At 72.8% G+C, this 17287-nt stretch carries 21 protein-coding genes; 13 read left to right on the forward strand and 8 right to left on the reverse strand.

Annotated elements, in window-relative coordinates; translation table 11 throughout:
* On the forward strand, positions 1-349 hold a 349-nt coding region (locus tag VIU94_RS33090), incomplete at its 5' end, for an aldehyde dehydrogenase family protein (protein ID WP_331917203.1).
* Between the two features lie 81 nt (positions 350-430).
* Here the strand turns inward: VIU94_RS33090 and VIU94_RS33095 are convergent.
* Positions 431-1207, reverse strand: a complete 777-nt coding sequence (locus VIU94_RS33095; RefSeq protein WP_331917205.1) for a TetR/AcrR family transcriptional regulator — start codon at positions 1205-1207, stop codon at positions 431-433.
* A gap of 115 nt (positions 1208-1322) precedes the next feature.
* Between VIU94_RS33095 and VIU94_RS33100 the strand changes: the two genes are divergently transcribed.
* The gene (locus VIU94_RS33100) at positions 1323-1913 is read left to right on the forward strand and encodes an NADPH-dependent FMN reductase (RefSeq protein ID WP_331917207.1); all 591 of its coding nucleotides are present in this window, start codon (positions 1323-1325) and stop codon (positions 1911-1913) included.
* A gap of 13 nt (positions 1914-1926) precedes the next feature.
* Positions 1927-3441, forward strand: coding sequence for an MDR family MFS transporter (locus VIU94_RS33105; RefSeq protein ID WP_331917209.1), 1515 nt, complete (start codon positions 1927-1929; stop codon positions 3439-3441).
* Positions 3442-3445: 4 nt separating this feature from the next.
* Here VIU94_RS33105 and VIU94_RS33110 read toward each other — a convergent pair whose 3' ends face one another.
* Complete coding sequence (locus VIU94_RS33110; protein ID WP_331917211.1) at positions 3446-3844, reverse strand: hypothetical protein; 399 nt, start codon at positions 3842-3844, stop codon at positions 3446-3448.
* 54 nt (positions 3845-3898) lie between these two features.
* Between VIU94_RS33110 and VIU94_RS33115 the strand changes: the two genes are divergently transcribed.
* Entirely contained in the window at positions 3899-4594 is a 696-nt protein-coding gene (locus VIU94_RS33115) for a uridine kinase family protein (protein WP_414721052.1), read from the forward strand.
* Positions 4595-4730: 136 nt separating this feature from the next.
* Here VIU94_RS33115 and VIU94_RS33120 read toward each other — a convergent pair whose 3' ends face one another.
* Positions 4731-5453, reverse strand: a complete 723-nt coding sequence (locus VIU94_RS33120) for a SigE family RNA polymerase sigma factor (RefSeq protein WP_331917215.1) — start codon at positions 5451-5453, stop codon at positions 4731-4733.
* Between the two features lie 170 nt (positions 5454-5623).
* Between VIU94_RS33120 and afsQ1 the strand changes: the two genes are divergently transcribed.
* From afsQ1 to VIU94_RS33145, 5 genes are all read left to right on the forward strand, one after another.
* Complete coding sequence (gene afsQ1, locus VIU94_RS33125) at positions 5624-6301, forward strand: two-component system response regulator AfsQ1 (RefSeq protein WP_189600923.1); 678 nt, start codon at positions 5624-5626, stop codon at positions 6299-6301.
* Positions 6298-7794: an ATP-binding protein gene (locus tag VIU94_RS33130; RefSeq protein ID WP_331917217.1), complete on the forward strand. Its 1497-nt coding sequence runs from the start codon at positions 6298-6300 to the stop codon at positions 7792-7794. The genes afsQ1 and VIU94_RS33130 overlap by 4 nt, the downstream gene beginning before the upstream one ends.
* Entirely contained in the window at positions 7791-8408 is a 618-nt protein-coding gene (locus VIU94_RS33135) for a hypothetical protein (protein ID WP_331917219.1), read from the forward strand. The genes VIU94_RS33130 and VIU94_RS33135 overlap by 4 nt, the downstream gene beginning before the upstream one ends.
* A 55-nt stretch (positions 8409-8463) precedes the next feature.
* The gene (locus tag VIU94_RS33140; protein WP_414721053.1) at positions 8464-9018 is read left to right on the forward strand and encodes a VanZ family protein; all 555 of its coding nucleotides are present in this window, start codon (positions 8464-8466) and stop codon (positions 9016-9018) included.
* Positions 9019-9121: 103 nt separating this feature from the next.
* Positions 9122-9322 (forward strand): PspC domain-containing protein, encoded by a 201-nt coding sequence (locus tag VIU94_RS33145; RefSeq protein ID WP_331917223.1) that lies wholly within the window; start codon positions 9122-9124, stop codon positions 9320-9322.
* Here the strand turns inward: VIU94_RS33145 and VIU94_RS33150 are convergent, their stop codons facing one another.
* The 3 genes from VIU94_RS33150 to VIU94_RS33160 all read right to left on the reverse strand — a co-directional run bounded on the left by VIU94_RS33150 (position 9323) and on the right by VIU94_RS33160 (position 11856).
* Positions 9323-10060, reverse strand: coding sequence for a hypothetical protein (locus VIU94_RS33150; protein WP_331917225.1), 738 nt, complete (start codon positions 10058-10060; stop codon positions 9323-9325).
* Between the two features lie 75 nt (positions 10061-10135).
* Entirely contained in the window at positions 10136-10537 is a 402-nt protein-coding gene (locus VIU94_RS33155; protein ID WP_331917227.1) for a hypothetical protein, read from the reverse strand.
* 164 nt (positions 10538-10701) lie between these two features.
* Positions 10702-11856, reverse strand: a complete 1155-nt coding sequence (locus tag VIU94_RS33160) for an adenosine deaminase (RefSeq protein ID WP_331917229.1) — start codon at positions 11854-11856, stop codon at positions 10702-10704.
* Between the two features lie 115 nt (positions 11857-11971).
* Between VIU94_RS33160 and VIU94_RS33165 the strand changes: the two genes are divergently transcribed.
* Positions 11972-12748, forward strand: coding sequence for an alpha/beta hydrolase (locus VIU94_RS33165; protein WP_331917231.1), 777 nt, complete (start codon positions 11972-11974; stop codon positions 12746-12748).
* A gap of 10 nt (positions 12749-12758) precedes the next feature.
* Here VIU94_RS33165 and VIU94_RS33170 read toward each other — a convergent pair whose 3' ends face one another.
* Positions 12759-13727: a LysR family transcriptional regulator gene (locus tag VIU94_RS33170; protein ID WP_331917233.1), complete on the reverse strand. Its 969-nt coding sequence runs from the start codon at positions 13725-13727 to the stop codon at positions 12759-12761.
* Positions 13728-13789: 62 nt separating this feature from the next.
* On the opposite strand from VIU94_RS33170, the gene VIU94_RS33175 reads away from it, so the two are divergent.
* Both VIU94_RS33175 and VIU94_RS33180 read left to right on the forward strand, forming a co-directional pair.
* A complete protein-coding gene (locus tag VIU94_RS33175) occupies positions 13790-15103 on the forward strand; it encodes an MFS transporter (protein ID WP_331917235.1) in 1314 nt (437 codons plus the stop codon).
* Positions 15104-15156: 53 nt separating this feature from the next.
* Positions 15157-16140: a sigma-70 family RNA polymerase sigma factor gene (locus VIU94_RS33180; protein WP_331917237.1), complete on the forward strand. Its 984-nt coding sequence runs from the start codon at positions 15157-15159 to the stop codon at positions 16138-16140.
* A 1-nt stretch (position 16141) separates the two neighbouring features.
* On the opposite strand, the gene VIU94_RS33185 is transcribed toward VIU94_RS33180, so the two are convergent.
* Positions 16142-16426: an STAS domain-containing protein gene (locus tag VIU94_RS33185; RefSeq protein ID WP_331917239.1), complete on the reverse strand. Its 285-nt coding sequence runs from the start codon at positions 16424-16426 to the stop codon at positions 16142-16144.
* Positions 16427-16480: 54 nt separating this feature from the next.
* Here VIU94_RS33185 and VIU94_RS33190 point away from each other — a divergent pair, with 54 nt between their 5' ends.
* Positions 16481-17158 (forward strand): HAD family hydrolase, encoded by a 678-nt coding sequence (locus tag VIU94_RS33190; protein ID WP_331917241.1) that lies wholly within the window; start codon positions 16481-16483, stop codon positions 17156-17158.
* Positions 17159-17287: the final 129 nt, after the last annotated feature.

The raw sequence follows: 17287 nt of genomic DNA on the forward strand, positions 1-17287 counted from the left end.
GGTGATCGCGAGCGAGACGTCCCCGCTGCCTGCGCTGTCGCTCGGCGAGGTGCTCGCCACGTCCGACGTGCCGGGCGGTGTCGTGAACGTCCTGTCCGGCAGGACGGCGGAGATCGCCGCACCGCTGGCCGCGCACCAGGACGTGAACGCGATCGACCTGACGGGCGCGGACGCCGATCTGGCCCGTGACCTGGAGATCGCGGCGGCGGACAACCTGAAGCGCGTCCTGCGCCCCCGCGCGGTGGACTTCGCCGACTCCCCCGGCACGGACCGCATGACCGCCTTCCTGGAGACGAAGACGGTCTGGCACCCCACGGGTTCGCTGGGCGCGAGCGGCTCGGCGTACTAGAGGTACGAGAGGTACCGACGCCGTACGAAACGGCCCCCGTACGAAACGGCCCCCGGACGCTTCGGCACCCGGGGGCCGTTCTCATGCCCGGCCCCGCTCCACCAGGCCCGCCACGCCGTCCAGGACGCACTCCAGGCCCGTCTCGAAGAGCCAGGCGGCGTCGTCCTTGCGGGCGGCCGCCTGCGTGTAGGCGCGGTAGGTCGGGTAGCGGCCGGTGCTCATCAGGTATTGCATCTGCGGGGCGAGGCCCCGGCGGGTGTCGTCGCCGGACTGCCAGCCGTGCTCCGCCATGTACTGGCGCAGCGCCGTCTCCGACTGGGTCGCGCCGTGCACGTACGCGCTGACGGTCCGGAACACGGCCATCATCGTGTCCACGTCCATGCCGAGCCCTTCGAGGGACGCCAGCTGACGTTCCGCGCCCGCCATCCGGTTGGGGGTCAGCGCGAACAGCGGCGCGGGCATCTGGGCCAGCCAGGGGTGCCGCAACATCATCGCGCGGGTCCGCTCCGCGTGCGCCCGCAGCGTCTCCCGCCAGCCGGCGAGCTCTCCGGGCCCGTCCAGCTCCGCCGAGACCTGGTCGACCATCAGCGCCCACAGGTCCTCCTTGCCGGAGACATGCCGGTACGCGGCCATGGGTGCGACGCCGAGCTCCGTCGCGATGCGCCGCATCGTCACGGCGGCGAACCCCTCGCGGTCCGCGAGCTCGACCGCGACGGCCGCGATGCGCTGCGGGTTCAGCGACGCCCGCGGCGCGCCCGCCGGCCGGTCCAGGCGCTCCCACAGCGAGACCTCGTCGGCCTCCTTCACGCCCTTGGGCTGCTTGGGCTGCTTCGCCGCTTCGTCGTCCTTCTTCGCCACTTCGGCCTCCCTGTCCTCGCGTACAGCGTATGCGGAGTAGACGGTGTACACACTCGCGTGTACGTTGTACACCAGTCGGCGTACGCCGTACACATTCATCGCTCCAGGGGGAACCATGAGCACTCCGCTCCGTCTCGCCGTCATCCAGGGCTCCACCCGCGAGGGCCGCCTCGGCCCCGTCGTCGCGAACTGGCTGCGCGGCCACGCCGCCGTCCGCCCGGACATGACCGTCGACCTGATCGACCTCGCCGAGACCCCGCTGCCCACCGTCTTCCCGCAGCTCGGACAGCCCCCGGCGGACGAGGCGGACCGCGCCCTGCTGCGCGCGGTCTCACCGCGGATCGGCGCCGCCGACGCGTTCGTCGTCGTCACGCCGGAGTACAACCACAGCTACCCGGCGTCCTTGAAGAACGCGATCGACTGGCACAACCGGGAGTGGCACGCCAAGCCCGTCGGCTTCGTCGCGTACGGCGGCTTCTCGGCCGGCCTGCGCGCGGTCGAGCACCTGCGCGGGGTCTTCGCCGAGCTGCACGCCGTCACCGTCCGCGAGGCGGTCGGACTCCAGGGCGTCTGGGGGCAGTTCGACGCCGAGGGCAAGGCCGTCGACCCGGCCGCGGACGCGGCCGCGAAGTCGATGCTCGACCAGCTCGCCTGGTGGGGCGAGGCACTGCGCGACGCCCGCGCCAAGAAGCCCTACGCGGCGTGAGGGGGGCCGAACGATGACGAAGACCGCACCCGCCACCGAACCCACCGCACCCACGTCGACATCCCAACCCCCCTCCCGCATCCCCTACCTGGGCATCTCCGGGCTCCTGCTCGGCATCGTCCTCGGCACCCTCGACGGCACGGTCGTCGGCACCGCGCTGCCCACCATCGTGGGCGAGCTCGGCGGCCTCGACCGGCTGTCCTGGGTGGTCACCGCCTACCTGCTCACCGCCGCCGTCGCCACGCCCCTGTGGGGCAAGTTCGGCGATCTGTACGGGCGCAAGGGCGCCTATCTCTCCGCCGTCGTCGTCTTTCTCGCCGGCTCGATCCTCTCCGGCCTCGCCGGAACGATGGACCAGCTCATCGCGTTCCGCGCCCTGCAGGGCATCGGCGCGGGCGGCCTGATGGTCGGCGCGTTCGCCCTGATCGGCACCCTGGTGCGGCCCGAGGACAGCCCCAGGATCCAGGCGATCTCCGGGGCGATGCTGCCGGTCGCCTTCGCCGGCGGCCCGCTGCTCGGCGGCTTCCTCACCGATCACTTCAGCTGGCGCTGGGCCTTCTACGTCAACCTGCCGGTCGGCCTCGCCGCCCTCCTACTGGTCGGCCTGGCGCTGCGCGTGCGGACCCCGCGCGTCCGCGCCCGGATCGACTGGGCGGGCGCCCTGCTCCTCACCGCCGGCATCCTCGCCCTCACCCTGCTCGCGAGCTGGGCGGGCACCCGGTACGCGTGGACCTCGCCGCAGATCCTCGCCCTGGGCGCGGTCGGCGCGGCGGCCCTCGCCGCCCTGGTACGCGTCGAGCGGCGCGCCGAGGAGCCGGTCATCCCGCCCCGGCTGTTCGCCAGCCGCAACTTCACGCTGGCGCAGCTCCTCAGCTTCCTGGTCGGCGCGGGCATGCTCGCCGCGATGAACTACCTGCCGCAGTACCTGCAGTTCGTGCGCGGCCAGTCGTCCACGGCGAGCGGCCTGCTGCTGCTCCCGCTGATGCTCGGCATGGTCGCCGTCCAGCTGGCGACCGGCCGGGTCATCAGGCGCACCGGCCGCTACCGGATCTACCCGATCCTCGGCGGGGCCCTGATGACCGCGGGCGCGCTGGCCCTGCTGCTGCTCGCCGTGGACACGCCCACCGCCGTGGCCTCCGCGCTCACGGTGGTGCTCGGCGCGGGCATGGGGTTCCTGATGCAGTCGACGATGCTGATCACCATGTACAGCGCGCCGCCGCGCGACCTGGGCGCGGCCAGCGGGACAGTCACCCTGGTGCGCACGATCGGCGGCTCGCTGGGCGTCGCCGTCCTCGGCGCGGTCTTCACCGCCCGTCTGGGCGACGCGGACCCGAACCTGACCCCGGAACAGGCGCACGCCCTGCCCGAGCCGGTACGGGAGGCCTTCCGGGCAGCCGTGACGCACGGCCTGCACGGGGTGGCCACGGGGGTCGCCGTACTGGCCGCGCTCGCCTTCGCGGCGGCCTGGCTCGTACAGGAGATCCCGCTGCGCCGCCCGCCGGCCGAGCAGGACGCGACCGGCGCGTAGGCCGTCAGCCCGGCAGCAGGCCCGTCGCCGCGCCGGCGAGGGGAAGGTCTCCCAGCGCCCCGCCGCTCGTGATCGGGTCCGTCGCCATCGTCGTGGCGACCGGCTTGAAGTCGGCGACCTGCGTGCCCGCGCCGTTGGCCAGCGGGTCGACGCCGGTGTTGGCCAGCGGGTCGAGCTGGAGGTTCTTCACCGGGGCGACGGCGTACGGGACGGCGTCGAGGACGCCCTGCGCCGCCTCGGTGGTGTCGCTGCCGGCGAGCGTGCCCACCGGCAGCGGCACGGGAGCCGTCGCGGCCTGGGCGGCCCCGGCCCCGAGGCCGAGCACCGCGCCGGCGGCGGTGACCGTCAGACCGGCCGTGCGGAGGAGGGAGCGGCGGGGCGGGGTGTCGGCGTGGCGTGCCATGGGATTCCCTGTCGATCGAGTAACGGGACGGGCACCGAGCGTAGTTCCGGTGTGATGCTCGATACCAACGGCCGTCTGGAGTGGTCCCCTGTACGGCCTAATGCTTCACACTGGTGTCCCGTGAGTTCCCAACCGATTCCGACGCGTGTCGTGCTGCTCGCGGGCCCTTCCGGCTCCGGCAAGTCGTCCCTCGCCGCGGTCGCCGGCCTCCCGGTGCTGCGCCTCGACGACTTCTACAAGGAGGGCGACGACCCGACCCTCCCGCTGGTCCCGGACACCCCGGACATCGACTGGGACTCCCCGCTCTCCTGGGACGCCGACGCCGCGCTCGCCGCGATCACCGAGCTCTGCCGCACCGGCCGTACCGAGGTTCCGGTGTACGACATCGCCACCAGCGCGCGCGTCGACCGGGAGCGGCTGGACATCGAGCGGACCCCGCTGTTCGTCGCGGAGGGCATCTTCGCGGCCGAGATCGTGCACCGCTGCCAGGAGCTCGGCGTCCTGGCCGACGCGCTCTGCCTGCGCGGCCGCCCCTCGACGACGTTCCGCCGCCGGCTGCTGCGCGACCTCAAGGAGGGCCGCAAGTCGGTCCCGTTCCTGCTGCGCCGCGGCTGGCGGCTGATGCGCGCCGAGCGCTCGATCGTCGCCCGCCAGACCTCCCTGGGCGCGTACCCGTGCGCGAAGCAGGAGGCCCTGGGCCGCCTCGCGGCCGCGGCGGCGGGCCGCTGCCGCACCCCTGCGACACGCTGACGCACGACCCCGTACACAGAGATACGGGGCGGACAAGTCCCCCGACTTCGTCCGCCCCGCGTTCCCGTACCCCCGTACGGCCCCCGTGTACTGCTCCCCCGTGTTCCCCCGTGTTCCCCCGTGTTCCCCCCGACCTTCAGGCCACCAGCTCGCCGAAGGACTCCTCCTCGTCACGGCCGAAGCTCAGCACCTCGTCCTCGCGCAGTCGCCGCAGCGAGCGCCAGATGCTCGACTTCACCGTGCCGACACTGATGTCCAGGATCTCCGCGATCTCCGGATCGGTCCGGCCCTCGTAGTACCGCAGCACCAGCATGGTGCGCTGCAGTTCGGGCAGCCGGGCCAGCGCCTGCCAGAGCACCGTGCGCAGCTCCGTGCCGCGCATCGCGTCGGTCTCGCCCACCGTCTCCGGCAGCTCCTCCGTCGGGTACTCGTTGAGCTTGCGCCGGCGCCAGGCGCTGATGTGCAGATTGGTCATGGTGCGACGCAGGTAGCCGCCGACGGCCGCCTTGTCGCTGATCCGGTCCCAGGCGCGGTACGTGGAGAACAGCGCGCTCTGGAGCAGGTCCTCGGCCTCGAACCGGTCGCCGGTCAGGTGGTAGGCGGTGGCGTACAGGGAGGCGCGACGCTCCTGGACGTAGGCGGTGAACTCCGCTTCCGACCGGCTCGCACTCTCCCCCGAGACCTCCCCGTACGCCGCTCCCCCGTCAGTCACAGCCACCATGTACGGCGCCTTGTGCTGACGCCCGACGCTGCGAACGCACCCCCGCCCGTTCACCGCGCCGGACTTCTCCGTGCTCCGAGTGACGTCGTGGAGACGCGTGACAACTGCGCTTGAAGTGGTGCTGTGCAGTGCGTTCATCTCGCGCCCCCCATCGGTCGGAGTCTGCTTCGGTCCGTGTGCCAATGAGCTTGCCCCTGCCACTTCATGACGGTGTCCGTCGACTGTCACAGGCGTGTCACAGGGGGAGGTGTCGTACAGGAGAACGGCCACGGTCGAACTCCGGCGGCCCGATGCGCCAGAATGGCGGCGTGCCTTTCCTGTTGCTGATCGAGGACGACGACGCCATCCGCACGGCCCTGGAGCTCTCGCTCTCCCGCCAGGGCCACCGTGTGGCCACTGCGGCGACCGGCGAGGACGGTCTGCAGCTGCTGCGCGAGCAGCGGCCCGACCTGGTCGTGCTGGACGTCATGCTGCCCGGAATCGACGGCTTCGAGGTGTGCCGCCGGATCCGGCGCACCGACCAGCTGCCGATCATTCTGCTGACCGCGCGCAGCGACGACATCGACGTGGTCGTGGGCCTGGAGTCCGGGGCCGACGACTACGTCGTCAAGCCGGTGCAGGGCCGTGTGCTCGACGCCCGCATCCGGGCCGTGCTGCGCCGCGGCGAGCGGGAGTCCACGGACTCGGCGACCTTCGGCTCGCTGGTGATCGACCGCTCGGCCATGACCGTGACGAAGAACGGAGAGGACCTGCAGCTCACGCCGACCGAGCTGCGGCTGCTCCTCGAGCTGAGCCGGCGGCCCGGACAGGCCCTGTCGCGCCAGCAGTTGCTGCGTCTGGTGTGGGAGCACGACTACCTGGGCGACTCGCGTCTGGTCGACGCGTGCGTGCAGCGGCTGCGCGCCAAGGTGGAGGACGTGCCGTCCTCGCCGACCCTGATCCGTACCGTGCGCGGAGTCGGCTACCGGCTGGACGTCCCTGCGTGAGAAAAGGGATATTGGCCGGACTCCGTCTCACCAGCCTGCGACTGCGGCTCGTCGTGGTCTTCGCGCTGGTCGCGCTGACCGCCGCGGTCTCCGCGTCGGGGATCGCGTACTGGCTCAACCGCGAGGCGGTGCTCACCCGCACCCAGGACGGGGCGCTCAACGACTTCCGGCGGCAGATGCAGAACCGGGCGGCCGGGCTGCCGCTCAAGCCGAACGAGGACGATCTGCGGGTCACCGCCGAGCAGATGGCGAGCAGCGGCTCCGGCTACAGCGTGCTGCTGCTCGGCGAGCGGGACGCGGGCAAGCCGATCATCGGCACGTCCGACCCGGACCGGTTCACGCTGGCGGACGTGCCCGCCTCGCTCCAGGAGGCGGTGAACACCGAGCGCAAGGTCACCGAGAACAACTCCTTCTCGTACCACCTGTTCTGGCAGCGGACGCAGCGCGGCGGCAAGCCGTATCTGGTCGGCGGGACGCGGATCATCGGCGGCGGGCCGACCGGCTACATGTTCAAGTCCCTGGACGCGGAGCGGGCGGACCTGAACTCGCTCGGCTGGTCGTTGGGGATCGCGACCCTGCTGGCCCTGGTGGGCTCCGCGCTGCTCGCGCAGGCCGCGGCGAGCACCGTGCTGCGGCCGGTGCACCGGCTCGGCGAGGCGGCTCGGCGGCTCGGCGAGGGCAAGCTGGACACCCGGCTGCGGGTCTCCGGCACCGACGAACTGGCCGAGCTGTCACGGACGTTCAACACCACGGCCGAGTCGCTGCAGAAGAAGGTCGCGGACATGAGCGCGCGGGAGGAGTCGAGCCGCCGGTTCGTCGCCGACATGTCGCACGAGCTGCGCACCCCGCTGACGGCGCTGACCGCGGTGACCGAGGTCCTGGAGGACGAGCAGGACAGCCTCGACCCGATGATCGCGCCGGCGGTGGCGCTGGTGGTCAGCGAGACGCGGCGGTTGAACGACCTGGTGGAGAACCTGATGGAGGTGACCCGCTTCGACGCGGGCACCGCGCGGCTCGTCCTGGACGACGTGGACGTCGCCGACCAGGTCACCGCGTGCATCGACGCGCGGGCCTGGCTGGACGCGGTCGACCTGGACGCCGAGCGCGGCATCATGGCGCGGCTCGACCCGCGCCGGCTCGACGTGATCCTGGCGAACCTGATCGGCAACGCGCTCAAGCACGGCGGCTCGCCGGTACGGGTGGCGGTGCGGACCGAGGACGACGAGCTGGTCATCGAGGTCCGGGACCACGGGCCGGGCATCCCCGCGGAGGTGCTGCCGCACGTCTTCGACCGCTTCTACAAGGCGAGCGCCTCGCGGCCCCGGTCGGAGGGCTCCGGCCTCGGGCTCTCCATCGCGATGGAGAACGCGCACATCCACGGCGGCGACATCACGGCCGCGAACTCCCCGGACGGCGACGGCGCGATCTTCGTCCTGCGCCTCCCGCGCGACGCCTCGGCCATCGCGGGCGACGAGGAAGGAAACGGTCAGTGAGGTCGGGCAGGGGGCGGGTCGCCGCGCGGCTGGGGGCGGTCGTCCTGGGGGCGGTCGTGCTCGCCGGGTGCGGGATCAGGACGACGACCGTGCCGGTCGACGCGGGTGCGGCGCCGTCGCGGGCGGCGTGCAGCGTGGAAGGCCCGGTCGCGCAGGCGCGGCCGGGGATTCCGCTGCGGGTGTACCTGGTGTGCGGCTCGCAACTGGAGGCCGTGGACCGGACGACGATCGTGCCGGAGCAGAAGGTCTCCGGAGACCGGGTCACGACGGCCTCGGCGCTGCTCATGGAGTTGCAGGCCGATCCGTCGGACGCGGAGCGCACGGCCGGGTTCTCCACCGCCGTGAAGGGCCCGCTGGTGGTCACCGGCGGGCGGGAGGGCGACCCGAAGGGGGCGCTCCGGCTCAGCCGCCAGCCTGAGGACCTCGCCCCGACCGCCCTGTCGCAGATCGTCTGCACCTTCGCCGAGAGCGCCGCCGGTGGCGCCGCCCGCACGGTGGTCCTGGGCGGCCCCGGCGACTACCCGGTCCACCGCTACCGCTGCACGGAACAGCTCAAGGACCGCCCGGACGGGGCGGCCCCGACCGTGACGACGTCGGGCGCGCCGACGCGCTGAGGACGTCTGCGCAACACGCGGAACCGATCCTGCCGGTGCCCGCGTCTTGGGGGGCGTGCAGCGTCATGGTTCGGGCGGCAGCGCCGTCATCCGCTTTCGCGGGGTGGGGTTCGTTCTCCTCCTCGCGCATCTGCTGCTCGTGGCGTGGCTGACGCTCCGCCCGCTGGACGTGCCGTGGATGACCGCGCCCAATCTGGAGCCGCTGGCCGGCATCCGGGCGGATCTGGCGCTGGGGCCGGCCGAGGCCGCCTGGCGGATCGGCGAGGGGCTGCTGCTGCTCGCCCCGCTCGGCGTCCTGCTGCCGCTGGCCGACGGCCGGCTCGTGGTGTCGACGTGGGCGTCGTTCGCCCGCACGGTCACCGCGGGCGCGCTGCTCTCGCTGATCATCGAACTGCTGCAGACCGGCGTGCCGGGCCAGGTCGTCGACGTGGACTCGCTGCTCCTGAACACGACCGGTGTGGCCCTGGCGCACCTTCTGGTGGTCCCGGTCGGCCGCGCCCTGCTCCGGCGCAGGGCGAGGAACGGGCGCGGACGGGTGCGGACCCTGCTGCGGGAGGAGGCTCCTCAGGGGCCTACCCCGACGATTCCCAGGGTCGGGATCGCCCCGTAGACCGACGCTTTGTCCCCTGCTCCGGCCGCACCATGGAGTCATCGGGAGCCCGACGGAGCGGCTCCCCGAGACGGCTCGTGAACGCGAGCATAAGGAGCCCATCATGGCCGCACTTGTCCGCCCCCGCGAAGGACGCATGATCGGCGGAGTGTGCGCAGCGCTGGCTCGGCGCTGGGGCATCTCGACGACCACGATGCGGATCATCTTCGTCGCCTCGTGTCTGCTCCCCGGCCCGCAGTTCCTGATCTATATCGCGCTGTGGCTGTTCCTGCCCTCGGAGAAGAGCACCTCCACGGCCTGGTGATCAGCCGCCCGGCATCCGGGCGATCTTCGCCAGCTGCTTGTCGGCGACCTCCTGGGGCACCCGGGGGGACGCCCCGCCCTCGCCGCCCCGGCCGAGGTCGAGGGCCATGAAACGGACCACCGTCGCGCCCTCGCGGACCACGACCATGTGCAGCGGCGCGCGCAGTCCGCGGGCCGCGCCGGTGGCGGTCCAGGAGACGGTCTCGTCGCCGCCGGCCTCGTACGGGACGGCCGTGACGTCGGAGTAACGGCCGCTCTGCCCCTGGACCCGCGCGGTGAAGCCCGCGCCGCAGGCGTCGACGGCCGTGCGCAGAGCGGCGAGCAGCCGGCGGGCGTCGGCGGGGTCGTACGCGCTGAGCGAGGCGGCGACGGCGAGGCCGGGCGCACGTCGTGAACCGAGGCCGCGATTGACCGTGGTCAGGGCCCCGGGGCTGGGCCGGTCGCCCATGACGTCGGCGAGCGGCTGGCAGTCGGCGCGGTCCGCGGTGGGCTGGCCGGACGTGGCGCCGGGGATCTTCAGGGCGGAGACCTGGTAGTCGGGCAGATCGCCGTCCGCGAGCGCGGCGCGCTCCAGCGGGCTCGCTCCGGACTCGGGGGCCTTCGCGGTGACGCGCGGCGGGTCGCCGGCGCAGGCGGCGGCCGTGACCGCCAGGAACAGGGCCGCCAGGGCGGCCCGCGCGCCCCGTACGGTCCGGACGGACCGACGGGGTGCCGTCGGGGACGGCGCCTTCGCGTACATGGGCGGATCGTGACACAAAGCCGTGGGGCACACGCCCGGTACGGGTGTGTGCCCCACGGATGGACGCGGTGGGCGTCAGCCGATCGGCAGACCGCCGGCCAGGCCGCCCGTCAGACCGCCGCCCGGGAGGACCGAGTTGGTGGGCAGGCCGTTGACCGGCAGGCCGCCGAGCAGGCCGCCCAGCGGGGACTCGGCGAGCGCGTTCGGGGCGGTCTGGGTGGCCTGCTTGGCAGCCGAGTCGGTCGCCGCCGGGAGGTTGGCCGCGCCTTCGGACAGCGCGCCCTCCCCGGCGCCGAGGGACTCGGCCGCGCCGCCGGGCAGCTCGGTCAGGGAGTCCGCCACCGGCAGGGCCTGCACCGCCCCCAGCGCGCTCGAGGCGTCGTGGGTGACGGGCGCGGCGGAGGCCGTTCCGGCGGCGGCAGCGGCGAAAGCGGCGCCCAGGGCGGCGACACCGAGCGTCTTGGCAGACTGCTTCATCGAGAAATCATCCTTGGGGGGAATCGGGGATCCCGGACTCGAGGAATCTGGGAATGATGAGCGGCTCTGCAACCTAGCCAGCGAACATTGCCGTCCGCAAACATCCCGGGGCGACCGGAATTCGTGTCATCCGGTCGCCCCGACCCCCTCCGAGCTGCGCGAACTCACCCCTCCGGAGTGGAAGAACCGCTGGTCGCAGCGGTCTGCCGGAACAGCCATTCGGATTTCAGCTCGGCATATCCGGGCTTAAGGACGTCATTGATCATCGCCAGACGTTCATCGAAAGGAATGAAAGCTGATTTCATCGCATTGACCGTGAACCACTGCATGTCGTCGAGCGTGTAGCCGAATGTGTCGACCAGGTGCTCGAATTCCCGGCTCATGCTGGTGCCGCTCATCAGCCGGTTGTCGGTGTTGACGGTGGCCCGGAAGTGCAGGGTGCGGAGCAGGCCGATGGGGTGCTCGGCGTACGAGACGGCCGCGCCGGTCTGCAGGTTGGAGGTCGGGCAGAGCTCCAGCGGGATCCGCTTGTCGCGGACGTACGCGGCGAGCCGGCCGAGCCGTACCTCGCCGTCCTCGCCGACCTCGATGTCGTCGATGATGCGCACGCCGTGGCCGAGCCGGTCCGCGCCGCACCACTGCAGGGCCTGCCAGATGGACGGCAGCCCGAAGGCCTCGCCGGCGTGGATGGTGAAGTGGTTGTTCTCCCGCTTGAGGTACTCGAAGGCGTCGAGGTGCCGGGTGGGCGGGTAGCCCGCCTCGGCGCCGGCGATGTCGAAGCCGACGACGCCGGAGTCGCGGTAGCGGTTGGCGAGTTCGGCGATCTCCAGGGCACGGGCGGCGTGCCGCATGGCGGTGAGCAGGGCGCCTACGCGGACCCGGTGGCCGTTGGCGCGGGCCCGGCGCTCGCCCTCGCGGAAGCCCTCGTTGACGGCCTCGACGACCTCTTCGAGGGTGAGTCCGGCCTCCAGGTGCTGTTCGGGGGCGTAGCGGACCTCGGCGTACACGACTCCGTCCTCGGCGAGGTCCTCGGCGCACTCGGCGGCGACGCGGAAGAGGGCCTCGCGGGTCTGCATGACGGCGCAGGTGTGCGCGAAGGTCTCCAGGTAGCGCTCCAGCGAGCCCGAGTCGGCGGCCTCGCGGAACCAGATGCCGAGCTTGTCGGGCTCGGTCTCGGGCAGGCCTTCGTAGCCGACCTGCTGGGCGATCTCGATGATGGTGCCGGGGCGCAGTCCGCCGTCGAGGTGGTCGTGGAGCAGCACCTTCGGGGCACGGCGGATCTGGTCCGCGGTGGGGACGTTGGGGGTCTGGCTCGTCATTTCCGCACTCTAGCCCCTACGCGCGTAGAGCGCCTGTCCTCAACTCGCTTGTCGATACGTAACAGTGACCGCGCGTACGGATGGCGTACACCTCCGCTTCTGAGACTGTTCTGTCATGGCCCAGTTCGCACTCGTAGGGACCACCGACGGCCGGCGACCCCGGCTCGGGCGGCCCGTCGGCACCTCGCACACGCAGTCGGCGGTCGGCGGGGTGGTGCTGCTGCTGCCCGACGGCGAGGCCTCGTCCGCGCGCGGGCCCTCCGTCCTCGCGCACGCCGCGGCCCTGCCCCTGGGCCGCCGCCTCGCACGCGCCGGGCGGGCCGAGGGGCTCGTGGCGCACGTGGTGCGCTACCGGGGGCGCGGCTGGAACGGGACCGACGCGCGCCTCGCCGAGGACGCGACCTGGGCGGCGGCGGAGGCGGTACGGCGCTACGGGGACGTCCCGGTCTGCCTGGCAGGGCACGGCATGGGGGCGCGGGCGGCGCTGCGGGCCGCCGGGCACACGGCGGTCAACTCCGTGCTCGCGATGGCCCCCTGGCTGCCGGAGGACGACATGGCGGCGGAGCCGGAGCCGGTCCGGCAACTGGTCGGCCGGCGGGTGCTGGTGGTGCACGGCACCACCGACGCGCGCTCGGACCCGGAGCTTTCGTACCGGCTGGCGGAGCGGGTGAAGAAGGCGAACCGCGACACCTGCCGGTTCGAGGTCCACTCGGACGGGCACGCGCTGCGCCAGCACCACGACGAAGTCCTGTCCCTGGCCGCCGACTTCGTGCTCGGCTCGCTGTTCGGGCGGCCGTACTCCCGGCCGGTCGCGGACGCGCTGGCGGCGCCGCCGCCGCTGGGGCTCCGGATGCCGCTGGCGGCGGGCTTCGGCCGCTCCCTGCGGCCGTAGCGGGCTCCGGCTACCGGCCGCGGTCCCATTCCGGCAGCAGGGTGCCGCGCTTGCTCAGCAGGAACTTCTTGAAGGCGGCCACGGGGGGCGTGTCCGGGTGGCCGTCCAGCCAGGCGACGCCGATCTCGCGGACCGCGCGCGGGGCCGTGACGTTGAGCTCGACGACGCCCGGGCGGGCGACGGCCGGCGGCGGCAGCAGCGCCACGCCGAGCCCGGCGGCGACCAGTCCGCGCAGCGTCTCGGCCTCCTCGCCCTCGAAGGCGACCCGGGGTTTGAAACCGGCCTCGGCGCAGAGGTCGTCGGTGATGCGGCGCAGCCCGTAGCCGGGCTCCAGGGTCACGAAGGTCTCGTCGGCGGCCTCCGCGAGGCGCACCCGCTTGCGCCCGGCGAGCCGGTGGTCGTCCGGCACCACCAGGCGCAGCCGCTGCTCGTCGAGGCGGCGGGCGACCAGGTCGGGGGCGTCCGGGATCGGGGAGGTCAGGCACAGGTCTAGGTCGCCGGCGCGAAGCCGCTCGATCATCGCCTCGCCGTAGTTCTGCACCAGGGTGAACCGGACCCGGGGGTGGTCTGCCCGGAAGGCCCGGATGAGCCCCGGCACGGTCTCGGAGCCCATGGTGTGCAGGAAGCCGAAGGCGACGCGGCCGGCCCCCGGATCGGCGTCCGCGCGCACCGAGTCGGCGGCCTTCTCCACCTCGGCGAGGGCGCGTTCGGCGGAGCCGAGGAACGTCCGGCCGGCCGGGGTCAGCGACACGGTGCGGCCGCGGCGGGCGAACAGGGCGACGCCGAGGTCCTCTTCGAGCCGGACCATCGCCCGGGACAGGGTGGACTGCGGCACGCCCAGCTCGGCCGCGGCACGGGTCACGTGCTCGTGCCGGGCGACCGCGGCGAAGTACGCGAGCCTCGGCGCAAGCACCGTTCCCATGTCTTCTTCGTTACTGTTCAGTGACAGCCGATGCTGTGACCTGTACTCATGCACCATGGGAACGATTAAAGCCGTTCCGTGCATTGGACGCATCAAACGTGGATGCCTACGGTCGACGTATGCCTCCTGCCAGTACCAAGGCGGCCGCTCAAGAAGCGGTCGCCGACACCCGCCTTTCCCCCGGAACCCCCGGCCACCGCCGGATGAGCCTGGCGCTCTTCGCCGCGGGAGTGGCTGCGTTCGCTCTTCTCTACTCCACCCAGGCCCTGCTGCCCGCCGTCTCCGCGGAGTTCGGGGCCACCGCCTCGGCCGCGTCCTGGACGGTGTCCGCGGCCACCGGCGCGCTCGCGCTGTGCGTGCTGCCGCTGAGCGCCCTGTCCGAGCGCTTCGGACGGCGGCCCATGATGACCGTCTCGCTGGCCGTGGCCGTCGTGGTCGGCCTTCTGGTCCCCTTCGCGCCGAGCCTGGAGTGGCTGGTCGCGCTGCGCGCCGTACAGGGCGCGGCGCTGGCCGGCGTGCCGGCGTCGGCGATGGCGTACCTGGCGGAGGAGGTACGGCCGAAGGCGCTGATCGGCGCGATCGGACTGTTCGTCGCGGGGAACTCGATCGGCGGCATGAGCGGCCGGATCGTCACCGGCTGGGCGGCCCAGCTGTGGGGCTGGCGCGCGGGGCTCGCGGCGGTCGGCCTGATGGCCGTGGTGTGCGCGGTCGCGTTCCGGCTGCTGCTGCCCAAGGCCCGGCACTTCACGCCGGGTTCGCTGAACCCGAGGGCGCTGGCAGCGACCGTGCGGACGCATCTGGCCGACCCGCTGCTGCTGCGCCTCTACGCGATCGGCGCGCTGTTCATGACGGTCTTCGGCGCGGTGTACACGGTGATCGGCTACCGGCTGGTCGAGGCGCCGTTCTCGCTGCCGCAGGGCGTCGTCGGCTCGGTCTTCCTGGTCTACCTGGTCGGCACGGTCTCGTCCGCGGCGGCCGGCAAGCTGGTCGGCCGGATGGGCCGACGGGGCGCGCTGTACCTGGCGGTGGGCACCACGGCGGCCGGTCTGCTGCTGTCGATGTCGGAGTCGCTGGCCGCCGTCCTGGCGGGCCTGGTGCTCATCACGGCGGGCTTCTTCGCCGGGCACGCGGTCGCCTCGTCGTCGGTGAGCCGGACCGCGAAGACCGGGCGCGCGCAGGCGTCGGCGCTGTACCAGTCCGCGTACTACCTGGGCAGCAGCGCGGGCGGCACGCTCGGCGCGGTCGCCTTCCACCTGGGCGGCTGGTCCGCCACGGTGCTGCTCGGCCTGGTGGCGGTGCTCGGCGTCGTCTCCATCACGCTGTACGGGACGCACGCGGCGCGCGTCGAGGAGCGGCTCGCGCGCCGGGTCCACCGGGGCGCGCACGGGGCGCACAGCGGAAACCGGGCCCCGGCTGTCAGTGGGCTGCGGTAGCTTCCTGCTCACCGGCGTCGAACGGACGTCGTGCGGCGAGTGGGGTGGACTCGATGAGCGATCTGGCGACGACCGGCGACCTGGACTCCAGGCTGGAGAAGTACCGGACGGAGCTGACCGGTTACTGCTACCGGATGCTGGGTTCCTCCTTCGAGGCGGAGGACGCGGTGCAGGACACCATGGTCCGGGCCTGGCGCTCCATCGACTCCTTCGAGGGCCGCTCCAGCCTGCGGTCCTGGCTGTACCGGATCGCCACCAACGTCTGCCTGGACTCGCTCAACGCGGGCAACAAGCGGGCCCGGCCGATGGACCTGACGGCGGCCACGCCGGTCGCGCAGGCGCGGCTCAACGAGCGGCCGGAGATCACCTGGCTGGAGCCGGTGCCGGACGGCCGGGTGCTGCCTTCGGTCGCCGACCCGGCGGAGACGGCGGTGGCGCGCGAGTCGATCCGGCTGGCGTTCGTCGCGGCGCTGCAGCATCTGCCGCCGAAGCAGCGGGCGGTGCTGATCCTGCGCGAGGTGCTGGCCTGGAAGGCCGCCGAGGTCGCGGAGCTGCTCGGCACCTCGGTCGCCTCGGTCAACAGCGCGCTGCAGCGGGCCCGGGCGACGCTCGCGGAGCAGGGGCCGGGCGAGGGCGGCTCGGACACGGCGAACCCGCTGGACGAGGAGCAGCAGCAGCTCCTGGAGCGCTACGTGGTGGCCTTCGAGGGCTACGACATGAAGGCGCTCACCGCGCTGCTGCACGAGGACGCGACGATGTCCATGCCGCCGTACGACCTGTGGCTGCGCGGCCACGACGACATCGTCGGCTGGATGCTCGGGGTCGGCGAGGTGTGCCGCGGTTCGAAGCTGGTGCCGACGGTGGCGAACGGCTCGCCGGCCTTCGCGCACTACCACCCGAACCCCGAGGGCGGGTTCAGCCCGTGGGCGCTGATCGTCCTGGAGCTCTCCGAGGGCAGGATCGGCGAGATGACGTTCTTCCTGGACACCAAGCGCTGGTTCCCCCTGTTCGACCTGCCGGACCGACTGGAGGCGTGAGTCAGAGGACGGTCTCGTCCAGGCCGACGAGGGCCAGGAGCAGCCGCAGCTCCTGGCCCACGCCCCGGAAGCGCAGGGTGTGTCCGAGCCGCCCGGCGGTGAGCCGGAGCCGGGCGAGCGCGTCGACGACGGCCAGATCGGCCTGTGTGAGCGCGCCGACGTCGCACACGACGTCGGCGGGATCGAGCCCGACGAGCCGACACTCCAGGTCGGCGCAGAGACCCGGCGCGTCGGCGCGCGTGATGCGCCCGGAGACGTAGAGAACGAGCGGCTGTCTGGTGTCCACAACCAGTAGACCCGGGCGGCGGTCGGAACTCATCGCCCTCTTAGGCTGCGCTGCATGAATCGAGAGCGCGGGATGCCGCCGGTGGAGTTGGTGATCTTCGACTGCGACGGGGTCCTGGTCGACAGCGAGCGGATCTACTGCCGGGTCGACCGCGAGGTGTTCGCCTCGCTCGGCGCAGAGTTCACCGAGGCCGAGGTCGTCGAGTACTTCGTGGGCTCGTCGAACGACCGGCTGACGGCGATCGTCGAGGAGCGGCGCGGGCGGCCCCTGGAGCCGGGCTGGCACGAGACGTACCGGCCGCTGTACGACGCGGCGCTGGACGCCGAGCTGCGGGAGGTCGCCGGGATCACAAACGTCCTGGACGCGCTGGACATCCCCTTCTGCCTGGCGTCGAACGGCAGCCACCGATCGATCCGCCGCAACCTGACGCGCACGGGCCTGCTGGACCGCTTCGACGACAGCCGGATATTCAGCGCCCGCGACGTGACCCGCGGCAAGCCCGCCCCCGACCTGTCCCCGCACGCGGCGGCGTCGATGGGCGTGGCGCCGGAGCGGTGCGCGGTCGTCGAGGACAGCCCGTACGGCGTGCAGGCGGCCCGCGCGGCGGGGATGCGGGCCTTCGGGTACGCGGGCGGGCTGACCCCCGCGGAGCGGCTGACGGGGCCGGGGACGCGGGTCTTCGCCGCGATGCACGAGCTGCCGGCGCTGCTCGCGGAGGGGTTGACGGCCTGAGCCGGTTCGACTGGTCGAAGGTGTTCCACGCGTACGGCGCGGCGGGGGACACGGCCGAGATCCTGGACGGCCCCCTGGAGGCGGCCTTCGACCACCTGTGGTCGGCGATCCTGCACCAGGATCCCAGGA

Origin of the sequence: Streptomyces sp. (assembly GCF_036566765.1) — a bacterium.
Classification (GTDB): Bacteria; Actinomycetota; Actinomycetes; order Streptomycetales; family Streptomycetaceae; genus Streptomyces.